Annotated in this window: 20 protein-coding genes, 1 tRNA gene and 1 pseudogene; 12 read left to right on the top strand and 10 right to left on the bottom strand. The window is 71.5% G+C overall.

The features are described 5' to 3' along the window. Positions 1 to 75 precede the first annotated feature (75 nt). Positions 76 to 717, top strand: a complete 642-nt coding sequence (locus ACYVF4_RS04105; RefSeq protein WP_460719985.1) for an NAD(P)-dependent oxidoreductase — start codon at positions 76 to 78, stop codon at positions 715 to 717. A 24-nt stretch (positions 718 to 741) separates the two neighbouring features. Here ACYVF4_RS04105 and ACYVF4_RS04100 read toward each other — a convergent pair whose 3' ends face one another. Both ACYVF4_RS04100 and ACYVF4_RS04095 read right to left on the bottom strand, forming a co-directional pair. Next, positions 742 to 2049: a DUF4032 domain-containing protein gene (locus ACYVF4_RS04100; protein ID WP_460719983.1), complete on the bottom strand. Its 1308-nt coding sequence runs from the start codon at positions 2047 to 2049 to the stop codon at positions 742 to 744. 70 nt (positions 2050 to 2119) lie between these two features. Further along, the gene (locus tag ACYVF4_RS04095) at positions 2120 to 3226 is read right to left on the bottom strand and encodes an ABC transporter ATP-binding protein (RefSeq protein ID WP_460719980.1); all 1107 of its coding nucleotides are present in this window, start codon (positions 3224 to 3226) and stop codon (positions 2120 to 2122) included. 223 nt (positions 3227 to 3449) lie between these two features. Between ACYVF4_RS04095 and ACYVF4_RS04090 the strand changes: the two genes are divergently transcribed. The 4 genes and pseudogenes from ACYVF4_RS04090 to ACYVF4_RS04075 all read left to right on the top strand — a co-directional run bounded on the left by ACYVF4_RS04090 (position 3450) and on the right by ACYVF4_RS04075 (position 5541). After that, positions 3450 to 4418 carry a DsbA family protein gene (locus ACYVF4_RS04090; protein ID WP_460719978.1) on the top strand — a complete coding sequence of 323 codons (969 nt, stop codon included), beginning with the start codon at positions 3450 to 3452 and terminating at the stop codon, positions 4416 to 4418. Positions 4419 to 4460: 42 nt separating this feature from the next. Beyond that, a tRNA-Thr gene (locus tag ACYVF4_RS04085) sits at positions 4461 to 4533 on the top strand. A 2-nt stretch (positions 4534 to 4535) separates the two neighbouring features. Beyond that, positions 4536 to 4694, top strand: a pseudogene (locus tag ACYVF4_RS04080) (DMT family transporter); the annotation flags it as partial. Between the two features lie 76 nt (positions 4695 to 4770). Further along, on the top strand, positions 4771 to 5541 hold the full coding sequence (locus ACYVF4_RS04075) for a DMT family transporter (RefSeq protein ID WP_460719976.1): 771 nt from the start codon (positions 4771 to 4773) through the stop codon (positions 5539 to 5541). On the opposite strand, the gene ACYVF4_RS04070 is transcribed toward ACYVF4_RS04075, so the two are convergent. Both ACYVF4_RS04070 and msrB read right to left on the bottom strand, forming a co-directional pair. Further along, on the bottom strand, positions 5538 to 6098 hold the full coding sequence (locus ACYVF4_RS04070) for a nitroreductase family protein (protein WP_460719974.1): 561 nt from the start codon (positions 6096 to 6098) through the stop codon (positions 5538 to 5540). The genes ACYVF4_RS04075 and ACYVF4_RS04070 overlap by 4 nt on opposite strands. Further along, entirely contained in the window at positions 6095 to 6502 is a 408-nt protein-coding gene (msrB, locus tag ACYVF4_RS04065) for a peptide-methionine (R)-S-oxide reductase MsrB (RefSeq protein ID WP_460719972.1), read from the bottom strand. The genes ACYVF4_RS04070 and msrB overlap by 4 nt, the downstream gene beginning before the upstream one ends. Before the next feature lie 86 nt (positions 6503 to 6588). Here msrB and ACYVF4_RS04060 point away from each other — a divergent pair, with 86 nt between their 5' ends. The 5 genes from ACYVF4_RS04060 (at position 6589) to groL (ending at position 10673) form a co-directional block, all read left to right on the top strand. Then, positions 6589 to 7563, top strand: coding sequence for a DUF2332 family protein (locus ACYVF4_RS04060; protein WP_460719970.1), 975 nt, complete (start codon positions 6589 to 6591; stop codon positions 7561 to 7563). Between the two features lie 51 nt (positions 7564 to 7614). Next, the gene (locus ACYVF4_RS04055) at positions 7615 to 7860 is read left to right on the top strand and encodes a DUF3263 domain-containing protein (protein ID WP_460719968.1); all 246 of its coding nucleotides are present in this window, start codon (positions 7615 to 7617) and stop codon (positions 7858 to 7860) included. A 53-nt stretch (positions 7861 to 7913) separates the two neighbouring features. Then, a complete protein-coding gene (locus ACYVF4_RS04050) occupies positions 7914 to 8504 on the top strand; it encodes a LytR C-terminal domain-containing protein (RefSeq protein WP_460719966.1) in 591 nt (196 codons plus the stop codon). 162 nt (positions 8505 to 8666) lie between these two features. Further along, positions 8667 to 8870: a cold-shock protein gene (locus ACYVF4_RS04045; RefSeq protein WP_460719964.1), complete on the top strand. Its 204-nt coding sequence runs from the start codon at positions 8667 to 8669 to the stop codon at positions 8868 to 8870. Positions 8871 to 9053: 183 nt separating this feature from the next. Then, positions 9054 to 10673: a chaperonin GroEL gene (groL, locus tag ACYVF4_RS04040; protein ID WP_460719963.1), complete on the top strand. Its 1620-nt coding sequence runs from the start codon at positions 9054 to 9056 to the stop codon at positions 10671 to 10673. A gap of 56 nt (positions 10674 to 10729) precedes the next feature. On the opposite strand, the gene ACYVF4_RS04035 is transcribed toward groL, so the two are convergent. From ACYVF4_RS04035 to ACYVF4_RS04020, 4 genes are all read right to left on the bottom strand, one after another. Beyond that, complete coding sequence (locus tag ACYVF4_RS04035) at positions 10730 to 11017, bottom strand: WXG100 family type VII secretion target (protein ID WP_460719961.1); 288 nt, start codon at positions 11015 to 11017, stop codon at positions 10730 to 10732. A gap of 141 nt (positions 11018 to 11158) precedes the next feature. Further along, entirely contained in the window at positions 11159 to 12844 is a 1686-nt protein-coding gene (locus tag ACYVF4_RS04030; RefSeq protein WP_460719959.1) for a sensor histidine kinase, read from the bottom strand. 93 nt (positions 12845 to 12937) lie between these two features. Beyond that, complete coding sequence (locus tag ACYVF4_RS04025) at positions 12938 to 13630, bottom strand: response regulator transcription factor (RefSeq protein WP_251450691.1); 693 nt, start codon at positions 13628 to 13630, stop codon at positions 12938 to 12940. 62 nt (positions 13631 to 13692) lie between these two features. Beyond that, a complete protein-coding gene (locus ACYVF4_RS04020) occupies positions 13693 to 14349 on the bottom strand; it encodes a helix-turn-helix transcriptional regulator (RefSeq protein ID WP_460719956.1) in 657 nt (218 codons plus the stop codon). An 86-nt stretch (positions 14350 to 14435) separates the two neighbouring features. Between ACYVF4_RS04020 and ACYVF4_RS04015 the strand changes: the two genes are divergently transcribed. Then, positions 14436 to 15665 carry an NAD(P)/FAD-dependent oxidoreductase gene (locus ACYVF4_RS04015; protein ID WP_460719954.1) on the top strand — a complete coding sequence of 410 codons (1230 nt, stop codon included), beginning with the start codon at positions 14436 to 14438 and terminating at the stop codon, positions 15663 to 15665. 36 nt (positions 15666 to 15701) lie between these two features. Here ACYVF4_RS04015 and ACYVF4_RS04010 read toward each other — a convergent pair whose 3' ends face one another. Then, the gene (locus ACYVF4_RS04010; protein ID WP_460719952.1) at positions 15702 to 16253 is read right to left on the bottom strand and encodes a TetR/AcrR family transcriptional regulator; all 552 of its coding nucleotides are present in this window, start codon (positions 16251 to 16253) and stop codon (positions 15702 to 15704) included. A gap of 128 nt (positions 16254 to 16381) precedes the next feature. On the opposite strand from ACYVF4_RS04010, the gene ACYVF4_RS04005 reads away from it, so the two are divergent. Next, positions 16382 to 16810, top strand: a complete 429-nt coding sequence (locus ACYVF4_RS04005; RefSeq protein WP_460719950.1) for a hypothetical protein — start codon at positions 16382 to 16384, stop codon at positions 16808 to 16810. A gap of 15 nt (positions 16811 to 16825) precedes the next feature. Here the strand turns inward: ACYVF4_RS04005 and ACYVF4_RS04000 are convergent, their stop codons facing one another. Continuing rightward, complete coding sequence (locus ACYVF4_RS04000; protein ID WP_460719948.1) at positions 16826 to 18478, bottom strand: DNA repair helicase XPB; 1653 nt, start codon at positions 18476 to 18478, stop codon at positions 16826 to 16828. Positions 18479 to 18484: the final 6 nt, after the last annotated feature.

The following is an 18484-nucleotide window of genomic DNA, read 5'->3' as shown; positions in this document are numbered from 1 at the left end:
CGCCCGCGCGCGGGAATGATCGGGACCCCGGGGCGCTTGCACCTGGGGTACCCGTTCGGCCAGGAAAGGACCAGCATGACCCGCATCGCCGTCATCGGAGGAACCGGCTACGCCGGGAGCAACATCGTCGCCGAGGCGGTGAGCCGCGGCCACACGGTGGTCTCGGTCGCCCGCAACGTGCCGACCGACCGCGTCGAGGGGGCCACCTACATCGAGGGCACGCTGCTGGACGTCCCGACCCTCGTCAGCGAGCTGGAGGGCGTCGACGTCGTGGTGTCGGCGGTCGCTGCTCGCGGCGAGATGCTGGGCCACCTGCGCGAGGCGATGGCCGAGCTGGTCCACTCCCTTCCCGAGGGCGTGCGCGTGGGGGTCATCGGGGGTGCGGGCGGCAGCCTCGTGGCACCGGGCGGAGAGCGGGTCGTCGACCAGCCCTCGTTCACCGAGGAGTACAAGCCCGAGGCGCTCGAGGCGATCGGCGTCCTCGAGGACCTGCAGGCGGGCTCCTCGGGCCGCGACTGGTTCTACATCCACCCGGCGGGCGGCTTCGGCATGTGGAACCCGGGGGAGCGCACGGGCTCGTACCGCGACGGCGGCGACGTGCTGGTGACCGACGAGGACGGCGAGTCGTTCATCTCGGGCGCCGATCTGGCCGTGGCCGTCGTCGACGAGATCGAGAACCCGCGTCACTCGCGCGAGCGCTTCACCGTCGGATACTGACCGGCGTCGTCGGCCGGCGCGGCCTCACACGAGGTCGCGCCAGTCGATGGCCTCTTCCTCTTCGTCCAGGGCCGGGATGGCGGCGGTCACGACCGGCAACGAGACGGTCTCGGTGGACGGCGCCATGAGGGTCGCCTCGTCGCGGCGGTGGCGCAGCACCTCGTCGACGTAGTTGGACAGCGCCTCGGCGAGCGGAACGGAGCGTCCCTGGGCCTGCGACATGTACCAGCGGTGCTCGAGCACCTGGTGGAACAGCTCCGCCGGCTCGAGCTTTGCCCGCAGGTCCCACGGCACAGCCTTCACGACGGGCTCGAAGACGCGCGTGAGCCACTCGTGCGCCGCCATCTCCTCGTCGTCGCCGAGCCGCGAGATCCGCACGCGGAACTCGTCCAGGTCGTTGAGCAGGCGCCGTGCCTGGTTCTCTTCGACGTCGAGCCCGGTGAGGCGCAGCAGACGGCGCTGGTGGTGCCCGGCATCCACCACCTTCGGCTGGATCGAGACCCGGGTGCCGTCGGCCTGGGACTGGATGGACATCTCGCCGATGTCGAAGCCGAGCGCGTTGAGGCGCTGGACGCGCTCGGTCAGGCGCCACGCCTCGTCGGCGCCGAAGGTCTCGGTGTCGGTCAGCGCCGCCCACAGCGACCGGTACGAGCTGACGATGCCGTCGGCGATGGCGATCGCGTCGACGCCGCCCTCGAGGCGGCCGCCGGCTTCGAGGTCCATGATCTCCCCGGCGATGTTGGTGCGGGCGACCTCGAGGTCGTGCTCGCGCTGCCCGGGGGTCAGGCCGGTCTCGTGCAGCTCGCCGGTCTCGGCGTCGACGAGGTAGGCGGCGAAGGCGCCGGCATCCCGGCGGAAGAGGGTGTTGGACAGCGACACGTCGCCCCAGAAGAACCCGACGTTGTGCAGGCGCACGAGCAGCGCGGCCAGGGCGTCCACGAGCCGCGTGGCGGTGTCGGGACGCAGCACCTGGGTGAACAGCGCGCGGTAGGGAAGCGAGAACTTCAGGTGCGCGGTGACCAGCGCGGCCGGCAGCGGTTCACCGGCCGGCGTCCGACGGCCGTCGATGACGGCGACGCGCTCCACGCACGGCACGTCCAGCCGCGCGAGGTTGCCGAGCATGTCGTACTCGCGCCGCGCCATCTCGGCGGTGGTCTCCTTGATCGCCACCACCCGCCCCGACAGGTTCGCGAACCGCACCAGGTGGCGCGAGATGCCCTTGGGCAGGTAGACGATCGTGTTCGACGGCCAGTCGCCGAGCGGCGTCGACCACGGCAGCGCCAGCAGTCCCGGGTCGACGGAGCTGGCGGTGATGCTGAGTGCGTCGGGCATCGGTCCTCCGGTCAGCGGAAACGCCGCGGCGCGGGGGGCGTGTCGCCCGCCCGCGCCGCAGCAGGATCGGTCAGCTTCCCGAGACCACCGGGGCGTCGTTGAGGCGCTCGCCCGTCTCGATGTCGAAGGCGTGGACGTGACCGGCGGTGGCCGCCAGGGTCACGGTCTCGCCCGCGTTGGGGTGACGGCGGCCGTCGACGCGCGCGACGATGTCCGTGCGCTTGCCGTTGATGTCGGTGTGGCCGTACAGGTAGCCGTCGGCGCCGAGCTCCTCGACGAGGTCGACGACGACCGACAGGCCCTTGCCGTCGGCGGGTCCGACCACGATGTCCTCGGGGCGGATGCCGATGGTGACCTCGCTGCCGTGGGCGCGACCGGTGGTGTCGCGGTCCAGCGGCACGACCTCGGTGCCGAAGCGGACGCCGCCGTCGGCGAGGTCGGCCGGGAAGAGGTTCATGGCGGGGGAGCCGATGAAGCCGGCGACGAACACGTTGTTCGGACGCTCGTACAGGTCGCGCGGGGTGCCGACCTGCTGCAGCAGGCCGTCCTTGAGCACGGCGATGCGGTCGCCCATGGTGAGGGCCTCGGTCTGGTCGTGCGTGACGTAGACCGTGGTGACGCCCAGGCGGCGCTGGAGCGAGGCGATCTGGGTGCGGGTCTGCACGCGCAGCTTCGCGTCGAGGTTCGACAGCGGCTCGTCCATGAGGAACACCTGCGGCTGGCGCACGATCGCGCGGCCCATGGCCACACGCTGACGCTGACCGCCCGAGAGTGCCTTGGGCTTGCGGGTCAGGTACTGCTCGAGGTCGAGCAGCTTGGCGGCCTCGAGGACGCGGTTTGCGCGCTCCTCCTTGCCGACGCCGGCGATCTTCAGGGCGAAGCCCATGTTCTCGGCGACGGTCATGTGCGGGTACAGCGCGTAGTTCTGGAAGACCATCGCGATGTCGCGGTCCTTCGGCGGCACGTCGGTGACGTCGCGGTCACCGATGAGGATGCGGCCGGCGTTGACCTCTTCGAGACCGGCCAGCATGCGCAGCGACGTGGACTTGCCGCAGCCGGAGGGGCCGACGAGGACGAGGAACTCGCCGTCGGCGATCTCGAGGTTGAGCTTGTCCACAGCGGGGCGCGTGCCCCCCGGGTACAGGCGCGTTGCGTTGTCGAAAGTGACGGACGCCATGTTCTCTTCTCCTTCACCGGCAGGTACGTGCCGGACGATCCGTAGTGAGGATGAGCGGGGGCTTTCCCGCGCGCCCGCCATCGGGCGCAAGCACAGTATGCCACGGCGCGCCCCGCGCGCGCGTCTGGGCATTTCCCAGACTGCCTGGTTAACATCGGATCCGGCCGCCTCTGACGTGCGGCCTCCGCCGAGATCCGGCACCCTTCACGTCCCGAGAGGTTCCATGTCGAGCGACGATCCTGCGAATGCGCCCGCGCCGAGCGAGCGCCGCGACGCCGTGCGCGAGAAGGCCCAGCAGGTGCACGTGCGCCAGTCGCGCGCCCGTCGCATCCGCGTCGCCACGCTCGCGCTCACGGCCGTCGCCGTCGTCGTGATCGGTGCCGTCGTGATCACCTGGGTCGTCTCGTCCGCGGCATCCAAGCCCCTGCTGCGCCCCGGCAACCTCGTCGACGACGGCTTCACCGTCTCGAGCGTGTCGGGCGTCTCGCTCTCGAGCGGCGCCGCAGACCAGGGCCCGGCCGCCACTCCGACGCCCACCCCGACCCCCGAGGCGACGTCGAAGTCGGCGGACGAGAAGCCGGAGCCCACGCCGACCGCCCGCCCCGCCGTCGACATCCGCGTGTACGTCGATTATCTCTCGACCGGATCCCGCGAGTTCCAGCTCGCGAACGTGCAGCAGCTCGCCGAGTGGGTGTCCGAGGACGCCGCGACCCTGACCTACCACCCGGTGTCGATGCTGACGGCGAAGTCCAACGGCACGAAGTACTCGCTGCGCGCCGCGGGCGCCGCCGCCTGCGTGGCGACGCACTCGCCCGACTGGTTCTTCGCGTACAACAACGCCCTCCTCAGCCAGCAGCCCGAGGTCGACTCCGACGGCTACACCGACAGCGAGCTGGCGTCGCTGGCCATCGCATCGGGGGCCGACAAGCCCCGCGAGGTGCGCGCGTGCATCGAGCAGCAGACCTTCCAGGCCTGGGCGCGGACGGCGACCGAGCGCGCGCTGGACGGCCTGCCCGACACCGACATCGCGCTGACCGGCACCCCCACGGTGCTCGTCAACGGCACGCAGTACGTCGGCGCTCTGAACGACCCACAGGAGTTCGCGCAGTTCGTCCTGACCGTCGCCAGCGACGCGTACTACCAGTCGACCCCGACGCCGACCCCCACCCCGAGCGCCACCCCCGCACCCTGACGTTCCGGCGGCTCGCGCGGGCGCCGGTAGACTCGGTGGCCTGCCGACTTGGCGCAATTGGTAGCGCACCGTACTTGTAATACGGGGGTTACGGGTTCGAGTCCCGTAGTCGGCTCGATGGCGAGCTCCACCCCTCCGCGCACCCACTCGCTCACCCCGGTGTGGCCGGCGATCGCCGGCGCCGTCGCCGTCGGCGTCCTCACCGCCCTGCAGGCCCGGATCAACGGCCAGCTCGGTCTGCGTCTGGGTGACGGCTTCGTCGCCGCTGTGGTGTCGTTCGGCTCGGGACTGCTGATCCTCGTCGTCCTGACGGCCGCCTCGCCGGGGGGGGCGCCGCGGCACCGCGACGCTGTTGCGCGGCATCCGGGACGGCTCCATCCCCGCGTGGATGCTGATCGGCGGCGCCGCCGGGGCCTTCACCGTCGCCACGCAGGGCCTTGCCGTCGGACTCATCGGGGTGTCGCTGTTCACCGTCGGGGTCGTGGCCGGGCAGACCGTCAACGGCCTCGTGCTGGACCGCGTGGGCTACGGCCCGGCGGGCGTCGTCGCCGTCACCCCGCGCCGCCTGGCGGGCGGCGCGCTGGCGCTCGGCGCGGTGGCGATCGCCCTGGTCGGCGAGGGCGTGAGCGGCATCCCGGCATGGATGCTGGTGCTGCCCGTCCTGACCGGTGCGGGCATCGCGTGGCAGCAGGCCACGAACGGGCGGCTGCGCGTGCGGGTGGGCACACCGCTCGTGGCGACGCTGGTCAACTTCATCGGCGGAACCGCGATCCTCGCGGTGGCCGCCGCGATCCACGTCGCCGTGGCGGGACCGCCGAGGCCCTTCCCGGCGGATCCGCTGCTGTACGCCGGGGGAGCGGTGGGAGTCGTCTACATCTTCCTGTCGGCCGCGCTGGTGCAGCGGACCGGGGTCCTGCTGCTGGGGCTGGGCGCCGTCACCGGCCAGCTGCTGACGTCGTTCCTGCTCGACGCGGCGTGGCCGTCGCCGGCCGGCCCCGGACTCCTGCAGGGCGCCGCGATGGTCGGTGTCGCGCTGGTCTCGGTGGTCGTGGCCGCGACGCCCCGCGGGTTGCTGCGCCGATCCGCCAGACGCCGGCCGGACGCTCAGGCCCCCTCGGCTTAGTCCTCGGCGGGCTCGGCGGATCCCGGCATCCGGGACAGCACGGTGCGGGCGTCGAGCACGTGCCGCTTGCCGCCGCCCTCGCGCTCGGGCTTGCCTCCGACGTACAGCCAGCCCAGGAGCTCCTCGTTCTTCTTCAGCCCGTGGGCCTTGGCCACGGCCTTCGAGCGGGTGAAGCCGCCGGTGCGCCAGATGACGCCCCACCCGGCCTCGTCCAGCAGCAGGCTGAGGACGTGGGCGACGCCCGAGGCGACGGCCTCCTGCTCCCACCGGGGCACCTTGCCCGTCTTGCGATAGCTTGCGACGACGGCGATCAGCAGCGGAGCGCGCAGAGGCTTGCTCGAGACGCCCTTGTCGCCCTCGGCCTTGCTGATCGCGCGCCCGAGGATCTCGCGGTCGGTGCCGCGCAGTTCGATGAGCCGCCACGGTCGCAGCGACGAGTGGTCGGCGACGCGGCCGGCGGCCGAGACGAGGGTGAGCAGCTCCTCGCGGGTGGGCGCGGCATCCGTCACCTTCGACCACGAGCGGCGCGACTGCACCGCCTCGAGCGCGCCGGTCACGCCTCGTCGTCCGGGGTGAACTGCAGCGACAGCGAGTTCATGCAGTAGCGGTCGCCGGTGGGCGTTCCGAACCCGTCGGGGAAGACGTGCCCCAGGTGCGAGCCGCACGCGGCGCAGCGCACCTCGGTGCGGACCATGCCGTGGGAGCGGTCCTCGAGCAGCTCCACCGCCTCGGGCCGGACGGATTCGTAGAAGCTCGGCCAGCCGCAGTGCGAGTCGAACTTCGTGCCGCTCTGGAACAGCTCCGCGCCGCACGCGGCGCACGTGTACAGGCCCGCGCGGCTCTCGTCCAGCAGCTCGCCGGTCCACGCGCGCTCGGTGCCCGCCTGGCGCAGCACCGCGTACTGCTCGGGCGTGAGCTCGGCGCGCCACTGCTCGTCGGTCTTGTTGACGGCGTAGGTCATCGATCCTCCTCGGTCCTCTCCCATTGAACCCCACCCCGCCGGTGGGTGTTCCCCGTCGCCTGGACGTCTGCCGCGAGAATGGGCGGATGTCCGAAGAAGACGCCGTGCGCGAGCGGTTCGCCCGGTTCGCCCGCGACGAGGCGCCCGGGCGCAGCGAGCTGTACGCCGAATGGGCGGCAGGGGTCGCGGCCGACCCTGTCGCCCAGGCGATCCTCGCGCGCATCCCGGCCACTCGCCGCCAGCCGCCGCTGGTGTTCGCCGTCGCGCGCTTGCTCGGCGCCCCCGAGGGCCCGTACGGCACGTGGGCGGACTGGCTGTCGGGGCACGCCGACGAGGTGGTGGCCGAGACATCCCGGCGGATGCTGCAGACCAACGAGCCGCTGCGCTGCGCGGCGCTGCTCCCGGCGCTGTCGCTCGTGGCGGGCCCCGTGGCGCTGCTCGAGGTCGGGGCGAGCGCGGGGCTGTGCCTGTACCCGGACCGCTACTCCTACCGCTACGAGCGCGGACCTTCGCGGGACCCTGCGGGCGGCGCCTCGGGCGTCGTCCTGCACAGCCGGCTCACCGGCTCCCCGCTCGTGCGGCTGCCCGAGGTGGTGTGGCGCGGCGGCATCGACCTGCAGCCCCTCGATGCGGGGGACGAGGGCGACCGCGCGTTCCTCGAGGCGCTCGTGTGGCCGGGTGAGGAGGGTCGCCGTGCCCGCATCGCCGCGGCGCTGGACGTCGCGGCGGCCGACCCGCCCGCGATGTTCCGGGGGGACGCGTCGGATCCGGCCGTGCTGGCGGATGCCGCGGCCGTCGCCCCCGCGGGAGCGACGCTCGTCGTCACGACCCCGGGCGTGCTGCCGCACATCCCGCGCGCCGGTCGCGAGCGCCTGCTCGCGGCGCTCGCGAGGATCGTCACCGCCGGCGGGCACTGGGTGACGATCGACCCGCCGGCGCTCCACGACGCGTGGCGGCCACCGCTGGACCCCGCGCGGTGGGACGGCTTCGTGCTCGGCTTCGACGGGCGCCCGGTCGCCGCGGTGGACCCGCTCGGCGCCCGCGTGGACTGGATCGGCTGAGCGCCGGGGTGGCTCCGCGGCCGTCGGGCGCCGCGGCGTTAGCGTGTTCGGGTGCCCCTGACCGACCGTGACCGCGCCCTGCTCGACTTCGAAGCCGCCTGGTTCTCGCACGTCCCGGCCAAGGAGGAGGCGATCCGCGAACAGCTGCAGCTGTCGCCCGCCCGGTACTACCAGCTGCTCGGCAGGCTGATCGACAGCGCGTCGGCGCAGCAGTACGACCCGCTGCTCATGGGCCGGCTCCGCCGCCAGCGGGACGACCTCGGCCGGCGGCCCGGCATCCGCACGGCCGCGCGATGAACGAGCGGCCGACGGTGCCCTGCGTGCAGGTGGCCGGACGGTAACATCGACCCGTGCGGAACTCGACCTTCCCCCGGGATCGTTTCGACGACCTCCCCGAGGACGGCGGTCGGATCGGCGCCCATCGCGCCGAACAGCCGCACATGCACGGCTGGGTGGTGTTCCTGTGGGCCGTGGGCGCGACGATCGTGCTGACGGTCGTCGGGGTGTTCGGCACGCTGATCGCCTCGGGCCGCATCGAGCTGTTCCCGGCGGCTGACCCCGCCGTGACAGCCCTGCCGACGCCCGGGGTCGAGCCGGTCGTGGACACCTCGTACTCGGTCCTGATCCTCAACGCCACCGCCCAGCAGGGCCTGGCCACCCAGACCAAGGACGTGGTGGTCGCCGCCGGCTGGAACGCCGATTCGGTGCTGGCCAGCGAAGCGGGACGCGACGACTTCGCCGAGACGACGGTGTACTACCTCGAGGCGGCCGACGAAGCCGCCGCCGCCGGCCTCGCCGAGGCGATCGGCGGCGCGCTGGTCGAGCAGAGCGACGTCTACCAGCCCGCCGACCCCGAGTCGTCCCAGCTGACGATCGTCCTGGGTCTCGATCGCACGGATGCCGGGCCCCCTGCCGAGCCGTCGAGCACTCCCGAAGGCTGAGCCGCAAGCCCCTCCCGTCGCCCAGATGGCCGCCGGATCGGCGCCGTTCGCGGCCGCGTGTTTCGCCCCCGTAAACGGCGTGTCAACAGTTGCCGTCCGGGCCGGATCGGCGCGATGGCGCTGTTTACGATGGCGGCAGACACACAGCAACAGGAGATTCGCATGACCCAGGGCACCGTCAAGTGGTTCAACGCCGAGAAGGGGTATGGCTTCATCACCGTGACGGACGGCCGTGACGTGTTCGTGCACTACTCGAACATCGACATGACCGGCTTCCGCGTCCTCGAGGAGGGGCAGGCGGTGGAGTTCACCGTCGGCACCGGCCAGAAGGGACCTCAGGCCGAGTCCGTCCGGATCGTCGCCTGACACCGCCGCACACCCCCGCGGGACCACACGAGCGGGACGCCCAGCCGGGCGTCCCGCTTGTCGCGTGCGGGGCGGCGGACGTCGCGGCTTGCACTCCCCAGGGGCGAGTGCCAGAATGTGTTAGCACTCGATCTGACTGAGTGCTAAGTCCGAAAGCCAACGTCCGGGAGGGACGACACACACATGGCAAAGATCATCGCTTTCGATGAGGAGGCCCGCCGTGGCCTCGAGCGCGGCCTGAACATCCTGGCCGACGCCGTCAAGGTGACCCTGGGCCCCCGCGGTCGCAACGTCGTGCTCGAGAAGAAGTGGGGCGCTCCCACCATCACGAACGACGGTGTCTCGATCGCCAAGGAGATCGAGCTGGACGACCCGTACGAGAAGATCGGCGCGGAGCTCGTCAAGGAGGTCGCCAAGAAGACCGATGACGTCGCCGGCGACGGCACCACGACGGCCACCGTCCTCGCCCAGGCGCTCGTGCGCGAAGGCCTGCGCAACGTCGCGGCCGGCGCCGACCCCATCTCGCTCAAGCGCGGCATCGAGAAGGCCGTCAAGGCCATCACCGACCAGCTGCTCGAGGGCGCCAAGGAGGTCGAGTCCAAGGAGCAGATCGCTGCGACCGCCTCGATCTCGGCCGCTGACCCCGAGATCGGCGCGCTCATCGCCGAGGCCATCGACAAGGTGGGCAAGGAGGGCGTCGTCACCGTCGAGGAGTCGCAGACCTTCGGCACCGAGCTCGAGCTCACCGAGGGCATGCGCTTCGACAAGGGCTACCTGAACCCCTACTTCGTCACCGACCCGGAGCGTCAGGAGGCGGTCTTCGAGGACCCCTACATCCTGATCGCGAACCAGAAGATCTCGAACATCAAGGATCTGCTGCCGATCGTCGACAAGGTGATCCAGGACGGCAAGGAGCTCCTGATCATCGCCGAGGACGTCGAGGGCGAGGCGCTGGCGACCCTGGTGCTGAACAAGATCCGCGGCATCTTCAAGTCGGCCGCCGTCAAGGCCCCCGGCTTCGGCGACCGCCGCAAGGCCCAGCTGCAGGACATCGCGATCCTCACCGGCGGCCAGGTCATCACCGAGGAGGTCGGTCTCAAGCTCGAGAACGCCACCCTCGACCTGCTCGGCCGTGCGCGCAAGGTCATCATCACCAAGGACGAGACCACCATCGTCGAGGGCGCCGGTGACGCCGCGCTCATCGAGGGTCGCGTGACCCAGATCCGTCGCGAGATCGAGAACACCGACAGCGACTACGACCGCGAGAAGCTGCAGGAGCGCCTCGCCAAGCTCGCCGGCGGCGTGGCCGTCATCAAGGCGGGCGCGGCCACCGAGGTCGAGCTCAAGGAGCGCAAGCACCGCATCGAGGACGCCGTCCGCAACGCGAAGGCGGCCGTCGAGGAGGGCATCGTCCCCGGTGGCGGCGTCGCGCTGATCCAGTCGGGCAAGCAGGCTCTGGATGCCCTCACCCTCACCGGTGACGAGGCCACCGGCGCCAACATCGTCCGCGTCGCGATCGAGGCTCCGCTGAAGCAGATCGCCCTGAACGCCGGCCTCGAGCCGGGCGTCGTGGCGAACAAGGTCTCGGAACTGCCGGCCGGCCACGGCCTGAACGCCGCGACCGGCGAGTACGGTGACCTGTTCGCGCAGGGCATCATCGACCCGGCCAAGGTCACCCGCTCGGCGCTGCAGAACGCCGCGTCGATCGCCGGCCTGTTCCTCACCACCGAGGCCGTCGTCGCCGACAAGCCCGAGAAGGCTGCGGCCGCTCCGGCCGACCCGACGGGCGGCATGGACTTCTGAGTCCGCCCGCGTGACATGAGGGGGCCCCGACTTCGGTCGGGGCCCCCTTCGTCGTGTCAGCGGAACAGGCTCATGCTCGCCATCTCGGCCTCGGCGTACTGCCGGCCGGCTGTGGCCAGGGCGTGGTTGATGCCGGCGAGCGATTCCTCGACCTGGCGCTGCGTGGCCCGCCACTGCTCGACCGCGCCGTGGAACGCGCCGGACGCACCGCCGGTCCACGTCGACTGCAGGTGGGTCAGCTGCGCCATCATCGACTGCGTCTCGGCCTGCAGCCGGTCGATCGTGCCGCGCACCGATCCGGTGGCGGCGAGGACGGCGTCGCTGTCGACGGAGAAGACGGCCATGGCGGTTCCCTTCTGTTCGGGGAAGGGCCCGGATGCCGCCTCCCGCGTGTCCGGCCACGCTACGACCCGCACCCGGCGCGCGCGCCGGAAGACGGCATCCGGGGAGAGAACCGCCCCGCGCCGCGCCCTGTGCAGGAGAGGTCAGGCCGAGGGCGGTGACACCGGCCGCAGCGGCTGGGTCTCGAGGTGGCGATGCTGCTCGAGGTCTCCCGGCTCAGCCAACGGCAGCGAGACGCGGAAGGTCGCCCCGCCCCCGGGGGTGTCGACGACGCTCACACTGCCGTGGAGCGCCTCGACGATCGACGCCACGATCGACAATCCCAGACCCGAGCCGCCGGTCTCGCGGGTGCGCGAGGTGTCGGCGCGCCAGAACCGCTGGAAGATCTTCTCCTTGATCTGGTCGGGGACGCCCTCGCCGTGGTCGACGATCTCGATCCACCCCATCCGCCGGGTGCGGTCGACGCCGACCCGCAGCTCGATGGGGGAGTCGTCGGCGGTGAAGCGCTTGGCGTTGCCGAGCAGATTGGCCACCACCTGGCGGATGCGGTTCTCGTCGCCGAGCACCACCGGCTCCGCCGTCGTGCCTGCCTCGAGGGCGGCGGGCGTCGCCGCCGGCTCGGCCGAAGCCGCCTCGGCGGCAGCGGGCGCGCCCGGAGCGCCCCGCGGGCGACGGCGCAGCATCCCGAGCGACAGGTTTGCCCGCGCGATCGCCGAGGTCTGCGTGCCCGGGCGCTTGCGCGCCGGCTCGTCCAGCGACAGCCGCTGCGGCAGGTCGGGCACCGGGGGCAGGGCGGTGGTGTCGATGACCGTGACCGTGCGCGCGGGGGCGGTGGCGCGGACGTCGAGGGCCGCATCGCGCGCGACGGGCCGCAGGTCGACGGGCGTGATCATGACGTCGCGGCGCTCGTCGAGGCGGGCGAGCGAGAGCAGGTCCTCGACGAGCAGGCCCATCCGGATCGCCTCCTTCTCGATCCGCTCCATCGACTGCGTGATGTCCTCCTCACCGCGGATGGCGCCCATGCGGTAGAGCTCGGCGTAGCCGCGGACGGTGACCAGCGGCGTCCGCAGCTCGTGGCTGGCGTCGCCGATGAAGCGCCGCATCTGCTGCACCGTGGCATCCCGCTGCGAGATCGCGGCATCCACCCTGCCGAGCATGGCGTTGATGGCGGACTTGAGCTTGCCGACCTCGGTGCCGGGGGCGATGTCGGTCATGCGGGTGCTGAAGTCGCCGGCGGCGATCGACATCGCCGTCGTCTCGACCTGCGCGAGGCTGCGGAAGGCGAGGGTCACCAGCAGCCGCGTGGCGAGGGCGCCGACCACGATGGTGACGACGGCGATGATGCTGTAGATCCCCAGGTAGGTCCCGATCGTGCGGTTGACCCCCGACAGCGGCGCCGCCACCAGCTGGGTGTACAGGATGCCGCCGCTCACGGTCTCTTGCACCGTCACGGTCGCCCGGTACTGGGCCTCGCCGTCGGCGCTGGCGAGCGAGATCACCTGCAGCTCGCGCGCCAGGGCGACGTCGAGGGGGAAGGAGTCCGGGAAGTCGGGTTCGGCGGCGCCGCGGCCGCCGGCCACCGCGAGCGGCTCGTAGGGCTCGGCCGGGTCGTAGACCACGACGAAGTAGTCGGTCTCGGGGGCCCGATCGATGGGTTGAGGGTCGATTCGACCGTCCGCGACGACCATCTCGAACTGCTGCGAGGCGACGTCGGTCCGCGCGACGTCCTGCAGATTGCGCTCGACGTTGGCGGTGAGGGCGCCGCCGAGGAACGCCGTCGTGCCGATGCCGGCGGCGAGCAGGCCGAGGGCGAGGACGGCGACGGCCACACCGGTGACCTTGGCGCGCAGGCTGATGCTGCGCCACCAGCCGGTGATCGCGTCGTTCTTGTGCGCCAGGACGGACCCCCTCGGCGTGCCCGCCTAGGCGGTCTTGCCGGCCTTCAGCATGTAGCCGAACCCGCGCTTGGTCTGGATGAGCGGCTCGGACGAGTGCGGATCGATCTTGCGGCGCAGGTACGAGATGTAGCTCTCGACGATGCCGGCATCCCCGTTGAAGTCGTACTCCCACACGTGATCGAGGATCTGCGCCTTCGACAGCACGCGGTTGGGGTTGAGCATGAGGTAGCGCAGCAGCTTGAATTCGGTGGGGCTGAGGTCGATCGAGACGTCTCCCACCTGCACGTCGTGGGTGTCCTGGTCCATCGTCAGCTCGCCCGCGCGGATCACGGACTCCTCGTCGGCCTGCATCGTGCGGCGCAGGATCGCCTGGATGCGCGCGACGATCTCGTCCAGGCTGAAGGGCTTGGTGACGTAGTCGTCGCCGCCGGCGTTGAGGCCGGTGATCTTGTCCTCGGTCTCGTCCTTGGCCGTGAGGAAGAGGATCGGCGCGGTGTAGCCGGCGCCGCGCAGGCGCTTGGTGACGCTGAAGCCGTTCATGTCGGGGAGCATGACGTCCAGCACGATCAGGTCCGGTTCCTCTTCGAGGACAGCCGAGATCGTCTGGGCCCCGTTCGAGACGGCGCGGACCTGGAACCCCGCGAAACGGAGGCTCGTGATGAGCAGGTCGCGGATGTTCGGCTCGTCGTCCACGACGAGAATGCGAGGTGCGGTCATGCCCTCATTATGGCCACGCATGTGATGCGCTGTCTGGATATCGCTCGGAGAGGCGGGATCGCTCAGCGCTCGCCGGCTCGGATCTCGACGCAGCATCGTCCGTCGGCAGGCGCCAGCACCGGAGTGCGCTCGTCGCCGGTGGCGGCGGCGAGGCCGCGCGCGAGGTGCAGGTTGGCCCCGCAGATCAGGTCGGTGTGGCGGGTGGCCAGGGCGTGGAACGGGCAGTTGTCGAGGATCACACCGCCGGATGCCGTCTCGCGTGGCGAGTACCCGCAAGCGACGAGCGCATCCTCGAGCCCCGCGCAGCCGCCGCCGATGGCGGCGCCCGCCGCGAAGGCCTGCGCGGCGAGGGCCTCCCGGACCGGGATGCCGTCCGCCTCGGACTCCTCCACGGCTGCGGCGAGCAGGCTGCCGGCGAGTTCGTAGTGGCGTTCCGGGATCGTCACCGACAGCTCGGATGCATCGGCTCGGTACCGCTTGGCCGGGCGTCCGGCACCGGGGCCGGTGCGCCCCGACGGGCGGATGAACTCCACGCTCACAAGGCCCGCCTCCACCAGACGCTCGAGGTGGAAGGCCGCCGTGCTCCGGGGGACGCCGAGGGCCTCGGCGGCGTCGTCCCGGGTGATGCCGCGCTCCGCGGCCAGGCGGTACAGGCGCAGTCGCTGGGGGTCGCCGAGCGCGCTGACCGCGTCGGCGCGGTCGGGGAGGAGGGTGCTCACGCGGCCAGCCTATCTAACATCAAGGATCTTGACAGAAGAAACCCTCACGCCTACTGTCGGTGGCATCTCGAGCGAGAGGGGTCGCCATGCGCCGCATCCTGATCATCGGTGGGGGCCTTGCCGCCGGCACGGCCGCCGCGACGCTGCGCAAGGAGGGCTTCGACGGCGGCGTCACCGTCGTCGCCGCCGAACAGCATCCGCCTTACCAGCGACCGCCGCTGTCGAAGGGCTACCTGGCCGGCTCGGAGGGGGCGGATGCCGTCCTGCTCCATCCGGCGGACTGGTATGACGGGCAGGGTATCGAGGTCCGCACCGGCGTCCCCGCGACCGCACTGGATCCGGTGGCCCACGCCGTGGACCTGGCAGACGGGACCCGGCTGGATTACGACGCGGTGCTGCTGGCGACCGGTGCGCAGCCGCGCCCGCTTCCCCTGCCCGGCCATGATCTGCCGGCCGTGGTGACGCTGCGCACCCTCGACGACTCCGATGCGCTCGCCGCGAAGCTGCGTGCCGGCGGTCTGCGCCTCGTCGTCATCGGCGCGGGCTGGATCGGCATGGAGGTCGCGGCGACCGCGCGGGGTCTCGGCAACGAGGTCACCGTCCTCGAGCGCTCCGCGGTGCCGCTCGCCCCCGCCCTCGGCGACGAGATGGGCGAGGTCTTCCGGCGCCTGCACCTGGACCACGGCGTCGATCTGCGAACGTCGGTCGGCGTCGACCGCATCGTCGGGACGGACCACGTGGAGGGCGTCGTCGCCGACGGCGACCTGGTTCCCGCCGACCTCGTCCTCGTCGGCGTGGGCGCCGTTCCCGACACCGCGCTCGCCGAAGCAGCGGGGCTCGAGATCCTCAACGGCGTGCTCACGGACGCTTCCCTGCGCACGAGCGCGCCCGATGTCTTCGCCGCAGGCGACGTCGCCAACGCCTTCCACCCCGTGATCTCGCGGCACCTGCGCAGCGAGCACTGGGCGAACGCCCGCACGTCGGGCAGGGTGGCTGCGCGCGCGATGCTCGGGATGTCGGCATCCCTCGACGCCATCCCGTACTTCTACACCGACCAGTTCGATCTGGGCATGGAGCTCTCGGGCTATGCGCCGCTCATGGCCGACGCCGAGGTGGTGGTGCGCGGCGACGTCGGTGCGCGCGAGTTCATCGCGTTCTGGGTCGACGGCGGCCGGGTGGTCGCGGGCATGAACGTCAACGTGTGGGACGTCAACAAGGATGTGCAGGCGCTCATCCGGTCGGGTCAAGCCCTCGACGCCGAGCGGCTGCGGGATCCGGGAGTGCCGCTGCGCGACCTGCTCACCGCCTCGGGATGACGCCGGCGCAGACGCCGGTGCCGCGCGGCGTCTGCGTCAGGCCGACAGGCAGCCGCGGAGGGCGACGGCCACCGCGTCGCGCACCGGCGCGTGCGGGTCGACGGTGAGGCGATGCAGGATGATGCCGTCGCCGAATGCCATGAAGGCCGGCAGGGCGGCGTCGGGATGCTGCGCCCCGAGCTCGACCAGCAGCCCGCAAGCCCACGCGGCCATGCCCGCGCGCTGCGCGTGCAGGGGAGCGAACAGGTCCGGGTCGGTCGCCGCCTCGAGGAAGAGGGCGTACCGGGCGCGTGTGCGCACGGCGTGGGGGCCGGTCAGGAGTTCGACCGCGCGCGTCCACACGTCGATGAAGCCCTCGACGCCGTCGAACGGCTCGGCCAGCGCGCCGGCCAGATCGCGGGTCTCGCTCTCTGCGATCCACGCGGACAGCCCCTCGAGCAGGGCGGCGCGGGTGCGGAAGTGGTTGGACGTCGATCCGCGGGGCAGACCTGCCGCCTCATCCACCCGCGCATGGGTCAGTGCACGGATGCCCTGCGTGCCGACGAGGGTGACCGCGGCATCGAGCGCTCGTTCCCGCGTGGACGTCACAGTCCGAGCCTACAAGGCACTACGTTCATAGTGCACAGCACTACTTTCATAGTGGGCAGTACTACTTTCATAGTGGGCAGTACTACTTTCATAGTGCAGTGGTACTACGAACGTAGTACTCTGAGCGCATGGGATACGTGGTGCTGGGGGCGTGGGGGATTCAGGCGGGCGTCGGCATCCTGCTGCTGGCCGGGTGGGTCCGTCACGCCCGCGGCGCGGATGCGGGACGCGTCGTCTCGCACATCACCCTGATGGTCCTCTACCTCACGCCGTGGGCGATGTTCGTCCTCACCGGCGTCGCGTGGTGGGCATGGGCGGCGCTGGCGGTGCTGCTGGTGGGGATCCCGTTCGGGGACCTCGTGCTGCTCGATCGCGGCAGACGCGTGCGCGGCGAGACGGGCGCGGGGATGAGCGGGTACGCGGTCGCGATCAGGGCGCTGGTCGCCGGCCAGTTGCCCGGCCGGGTCGTGTTCCACGCCTTCTTCGCGCCGGTGGTCTTCTTCGGCACGCTGGGAGTCGCGATCGCCTCGACCGTGGGCGCTGTCAGCGGCGGGTGAGCGGCGCGTCCGGACTCAGGCGGCGATGCCGTCGGCATCCAGGATGGTGTACGCGTAGCCCTGCTCGGCGAGGAAGCGCTGGCGGTTCTGCGCGAAGTCCTGATCCACGGTGTCGCGGGCGATGAGGGTGTAGAAGCTCGCGGTGTGACCGGACTGCTTGGGGCGCAGCAGCCGGCCGAGGCGCTGGGCCTCTTCCTGACGCGAGCCGAACGATCCCGACACCTGGATGGCGACCGAGGCTTCGGGCAGGTCGATCGAGAAGTTCGCGACCTTCGAGACCACGAGGACCGAGATGGAGCCCTCGCGGAACGCCTGGTACAGCTCGGAGCGCTCGTCGACCGGGGTCTGACCCGTGATCTTGGGCGCGCCGAGGGCCTCGGCGAGCACGTCGATCTGGTCGAGGTACTGGCCGATGATGAGGATGCGCTCGCCTTCGTGGCGCTCGACGAGGCGCCGCACGACGTCGATCTTCGCCGGGGCGGTCGCAGCCAGCCGGTAGCGCTCCTCGTCCGCGGCGGCGGCGTACTCCAGCCGGTCGTCGGCGGGCAGGTCCACGCGCACCTCGTAGCAGACGGCGGGCGAGATGAAGCCCTGGGCCTCGATCTCCTTCCACGGGGCGTCGAAGCGCTTGGGGCCGATCAGGCTGAAGACGTCGCCCTCGCGGCCGTCCTCGCGCACCAGCGTGGCCGTCAGGCCCAGCCGGCGGCGCGCCTGCAGGTCGGCGGTCAGCTTGAACACCGGCGCCGGCAGCAGGTGCACCTCGTCGTAGACGATGAGCCCCCAGTCCAGGGCGTCCAGCAGCGCGAGGTGGGCGTACTGTCCCTTCCGCTTCGCGGTGAGGATCTGGTACGTCGCGATCGTGACCGGCTTGACCTCTTTCATCTGGCCGGAGTACTCGCCGATCTCCTCGGCAGTCAACGACGTGCGTCGCAGCAGCTCGTCGCGCCACTGGCGGGCGCTGACGGTGTTGGTGACCAGGATGAGGGTCGTGGTCTTCGTCTCGGCCATCGCGCCGGCGCCCACGAGGGTCTTGCCCGCGCCGCACGGGAGCACCACGACGCCTGAGCCGCCCTCGGCGAAGACGTCCACCGCTTGCCGCTGGTAGGGACGCAGGCTGAACCCGCCGTCCTCGGCGAGGTCGATCGGATGCGGGGTCCCGGGGGTGTAGCCGGCGAGGTCCTCCGCGGGCCAGCCGATCTTCAGCAGCTCCTGCTTGATGTGGCCGCGCGCCCACGCGTCGACGACGAACGTGTCGGGGGAGGGGTGGCTGATCAGCAGGGGCTGGATGCGCTTGTTGCGCGAGACCTCGGACAGCACCGCCTGGTCGGTCGAGCGCAGCACGAGCGCGCTCTCGCCGTCGACCTCGTCGCGCTCGATCACCAGCCGGCCGTAGCGGCCGACGGTCTCGCGGATGTCGATCGACACCGACGGCGGCACCGGGAAGCGGGAGTAGCGGTCGAGGGTGGCCAGCATGTCCTCGGCGTCGTGACCGGCGGCACGGGCGTTCCACAGGCCCAGCCGCGTGATGCGGTACGTGTGGATGTGCTCCGGCGCGCGCTCGAGCTCGGCGAACACGGCGAGCTCGTGGCGCGCGTTCTCGGCAAGCGGGTGCGCGACCTCGAGCAGCACCGTGCGGTCGCTCTGGACGATGAGGGGGCCGTCAGCCATAACGTG

The sequence above is a fragment of the Microbacterium aureliae genome, from assembly GCF_054780155.1.
Note: the sequence above shows the minus strand (reverse complement) of the source record. Positions and strands in the feature narration are given on the sequence as shown.

What these genes read in the sequence shown, in the direction of transcription:
- groL (WP_460719963.1), top strand. Translation starts at nt 9,054, where the DNA reads ATGGCAAAGATCATCGCTTTCGATGAGGAGGCCCGCCGTGGCCTCGAG.
- ACYVF4_RS04035 (WP_460719961.1), bottom strand. Translation starts at nt 11,017, where the DNA reads ATGGCCGTCTTCTCCGTCGACAGCGACGCCGTCCTCGCCGCCACCGGA.
- ACYVF4_RS04025 (WP_251450691.1), bottom strand. Translation starts at nt 13,630, where the DNA reads ATGACCGCACCTCGCATTCTCGTCGTGGACGACGAGCCGAACATCCGC.
- ACYVF4_RS04015 (WP_460719954.1), top strand. Translation starts at nt 14,436, where the DNA reads ATGCGCCGCATCCTGATCATCGGTGGGGGCCTTGCCGCCGGCACGGCC.
- ACYVF4_RS04060 (WP_460719970.1), top strand. Translation starts at nt 6,589, where the DNA reads ATGTCCGAAGAAGACGCCGTGCGCGAGCGGTTCGCCCGGTTCGCCCGC.
- ACYVF4_RS04090 (WP_460719978.1), top strand. Translation starts at nt 3,450, where the DNA reads ATGTCGAGCGACGATCCTGCGAATGCGCCCGCGCCGAGCGAGCGCCGC.
- msrB (WP_460719972.1), bottom strand. Translation starts at nt 6,502, where the DNA reads ATGACCTACGCCGTCAACAAGACCGACGAGCAGTGGCGCGCCGAGCTC.
- ACYVF4_RS04095 (WP_460719980.1), bottom strand. Translation starts at nt 3,226, where the DNA reads ATGGCGTCCGTCACTTTCGACAACGCAACGCGCCTGTACCCGGGGGGC.
- ACYVF4_RS04005 (WP_460719950.1), top strand. Translation starts at nt 16,382, where the DNA reads ATGGGATACGTGGTGCTGGGGGCGTGGGGGATTCAGGCGGGCGTCGGC.
- ACYVF4_RS04100 (WP_460719983.1), bottom strand. Translation starts at nt 2,049, where the DNA reads ATGCCCGACGCACTCAGCATCACCGCCAGCTCCGTCGACCCGGGACTG.
- ACYVF4_RS04045 (WP_460719964.1), top strand. Translation starts at nt 8,667, where the DNA reads ATGACCCAGGGCACCGTCAAGTGGTTCAACGCCGAGAAGGGGTATGGC.
- ACYVF4_RS04000 (WP_460719948.1), bottom strand. Translation starts at nt 18,478, where the DNA reads ATGGCTGACGGCCCCCTCATCGTCCAGAGCGACCGCACGGTGCTGCTC.
- ACYVF4_RS04105 (WP_460719985.1), top strand. Translation starts at nt 76, where the DNA reads ATGACCCGCATCGCCGTCATCGGAGGAACCGGCTACGCCGGGAGCAAC.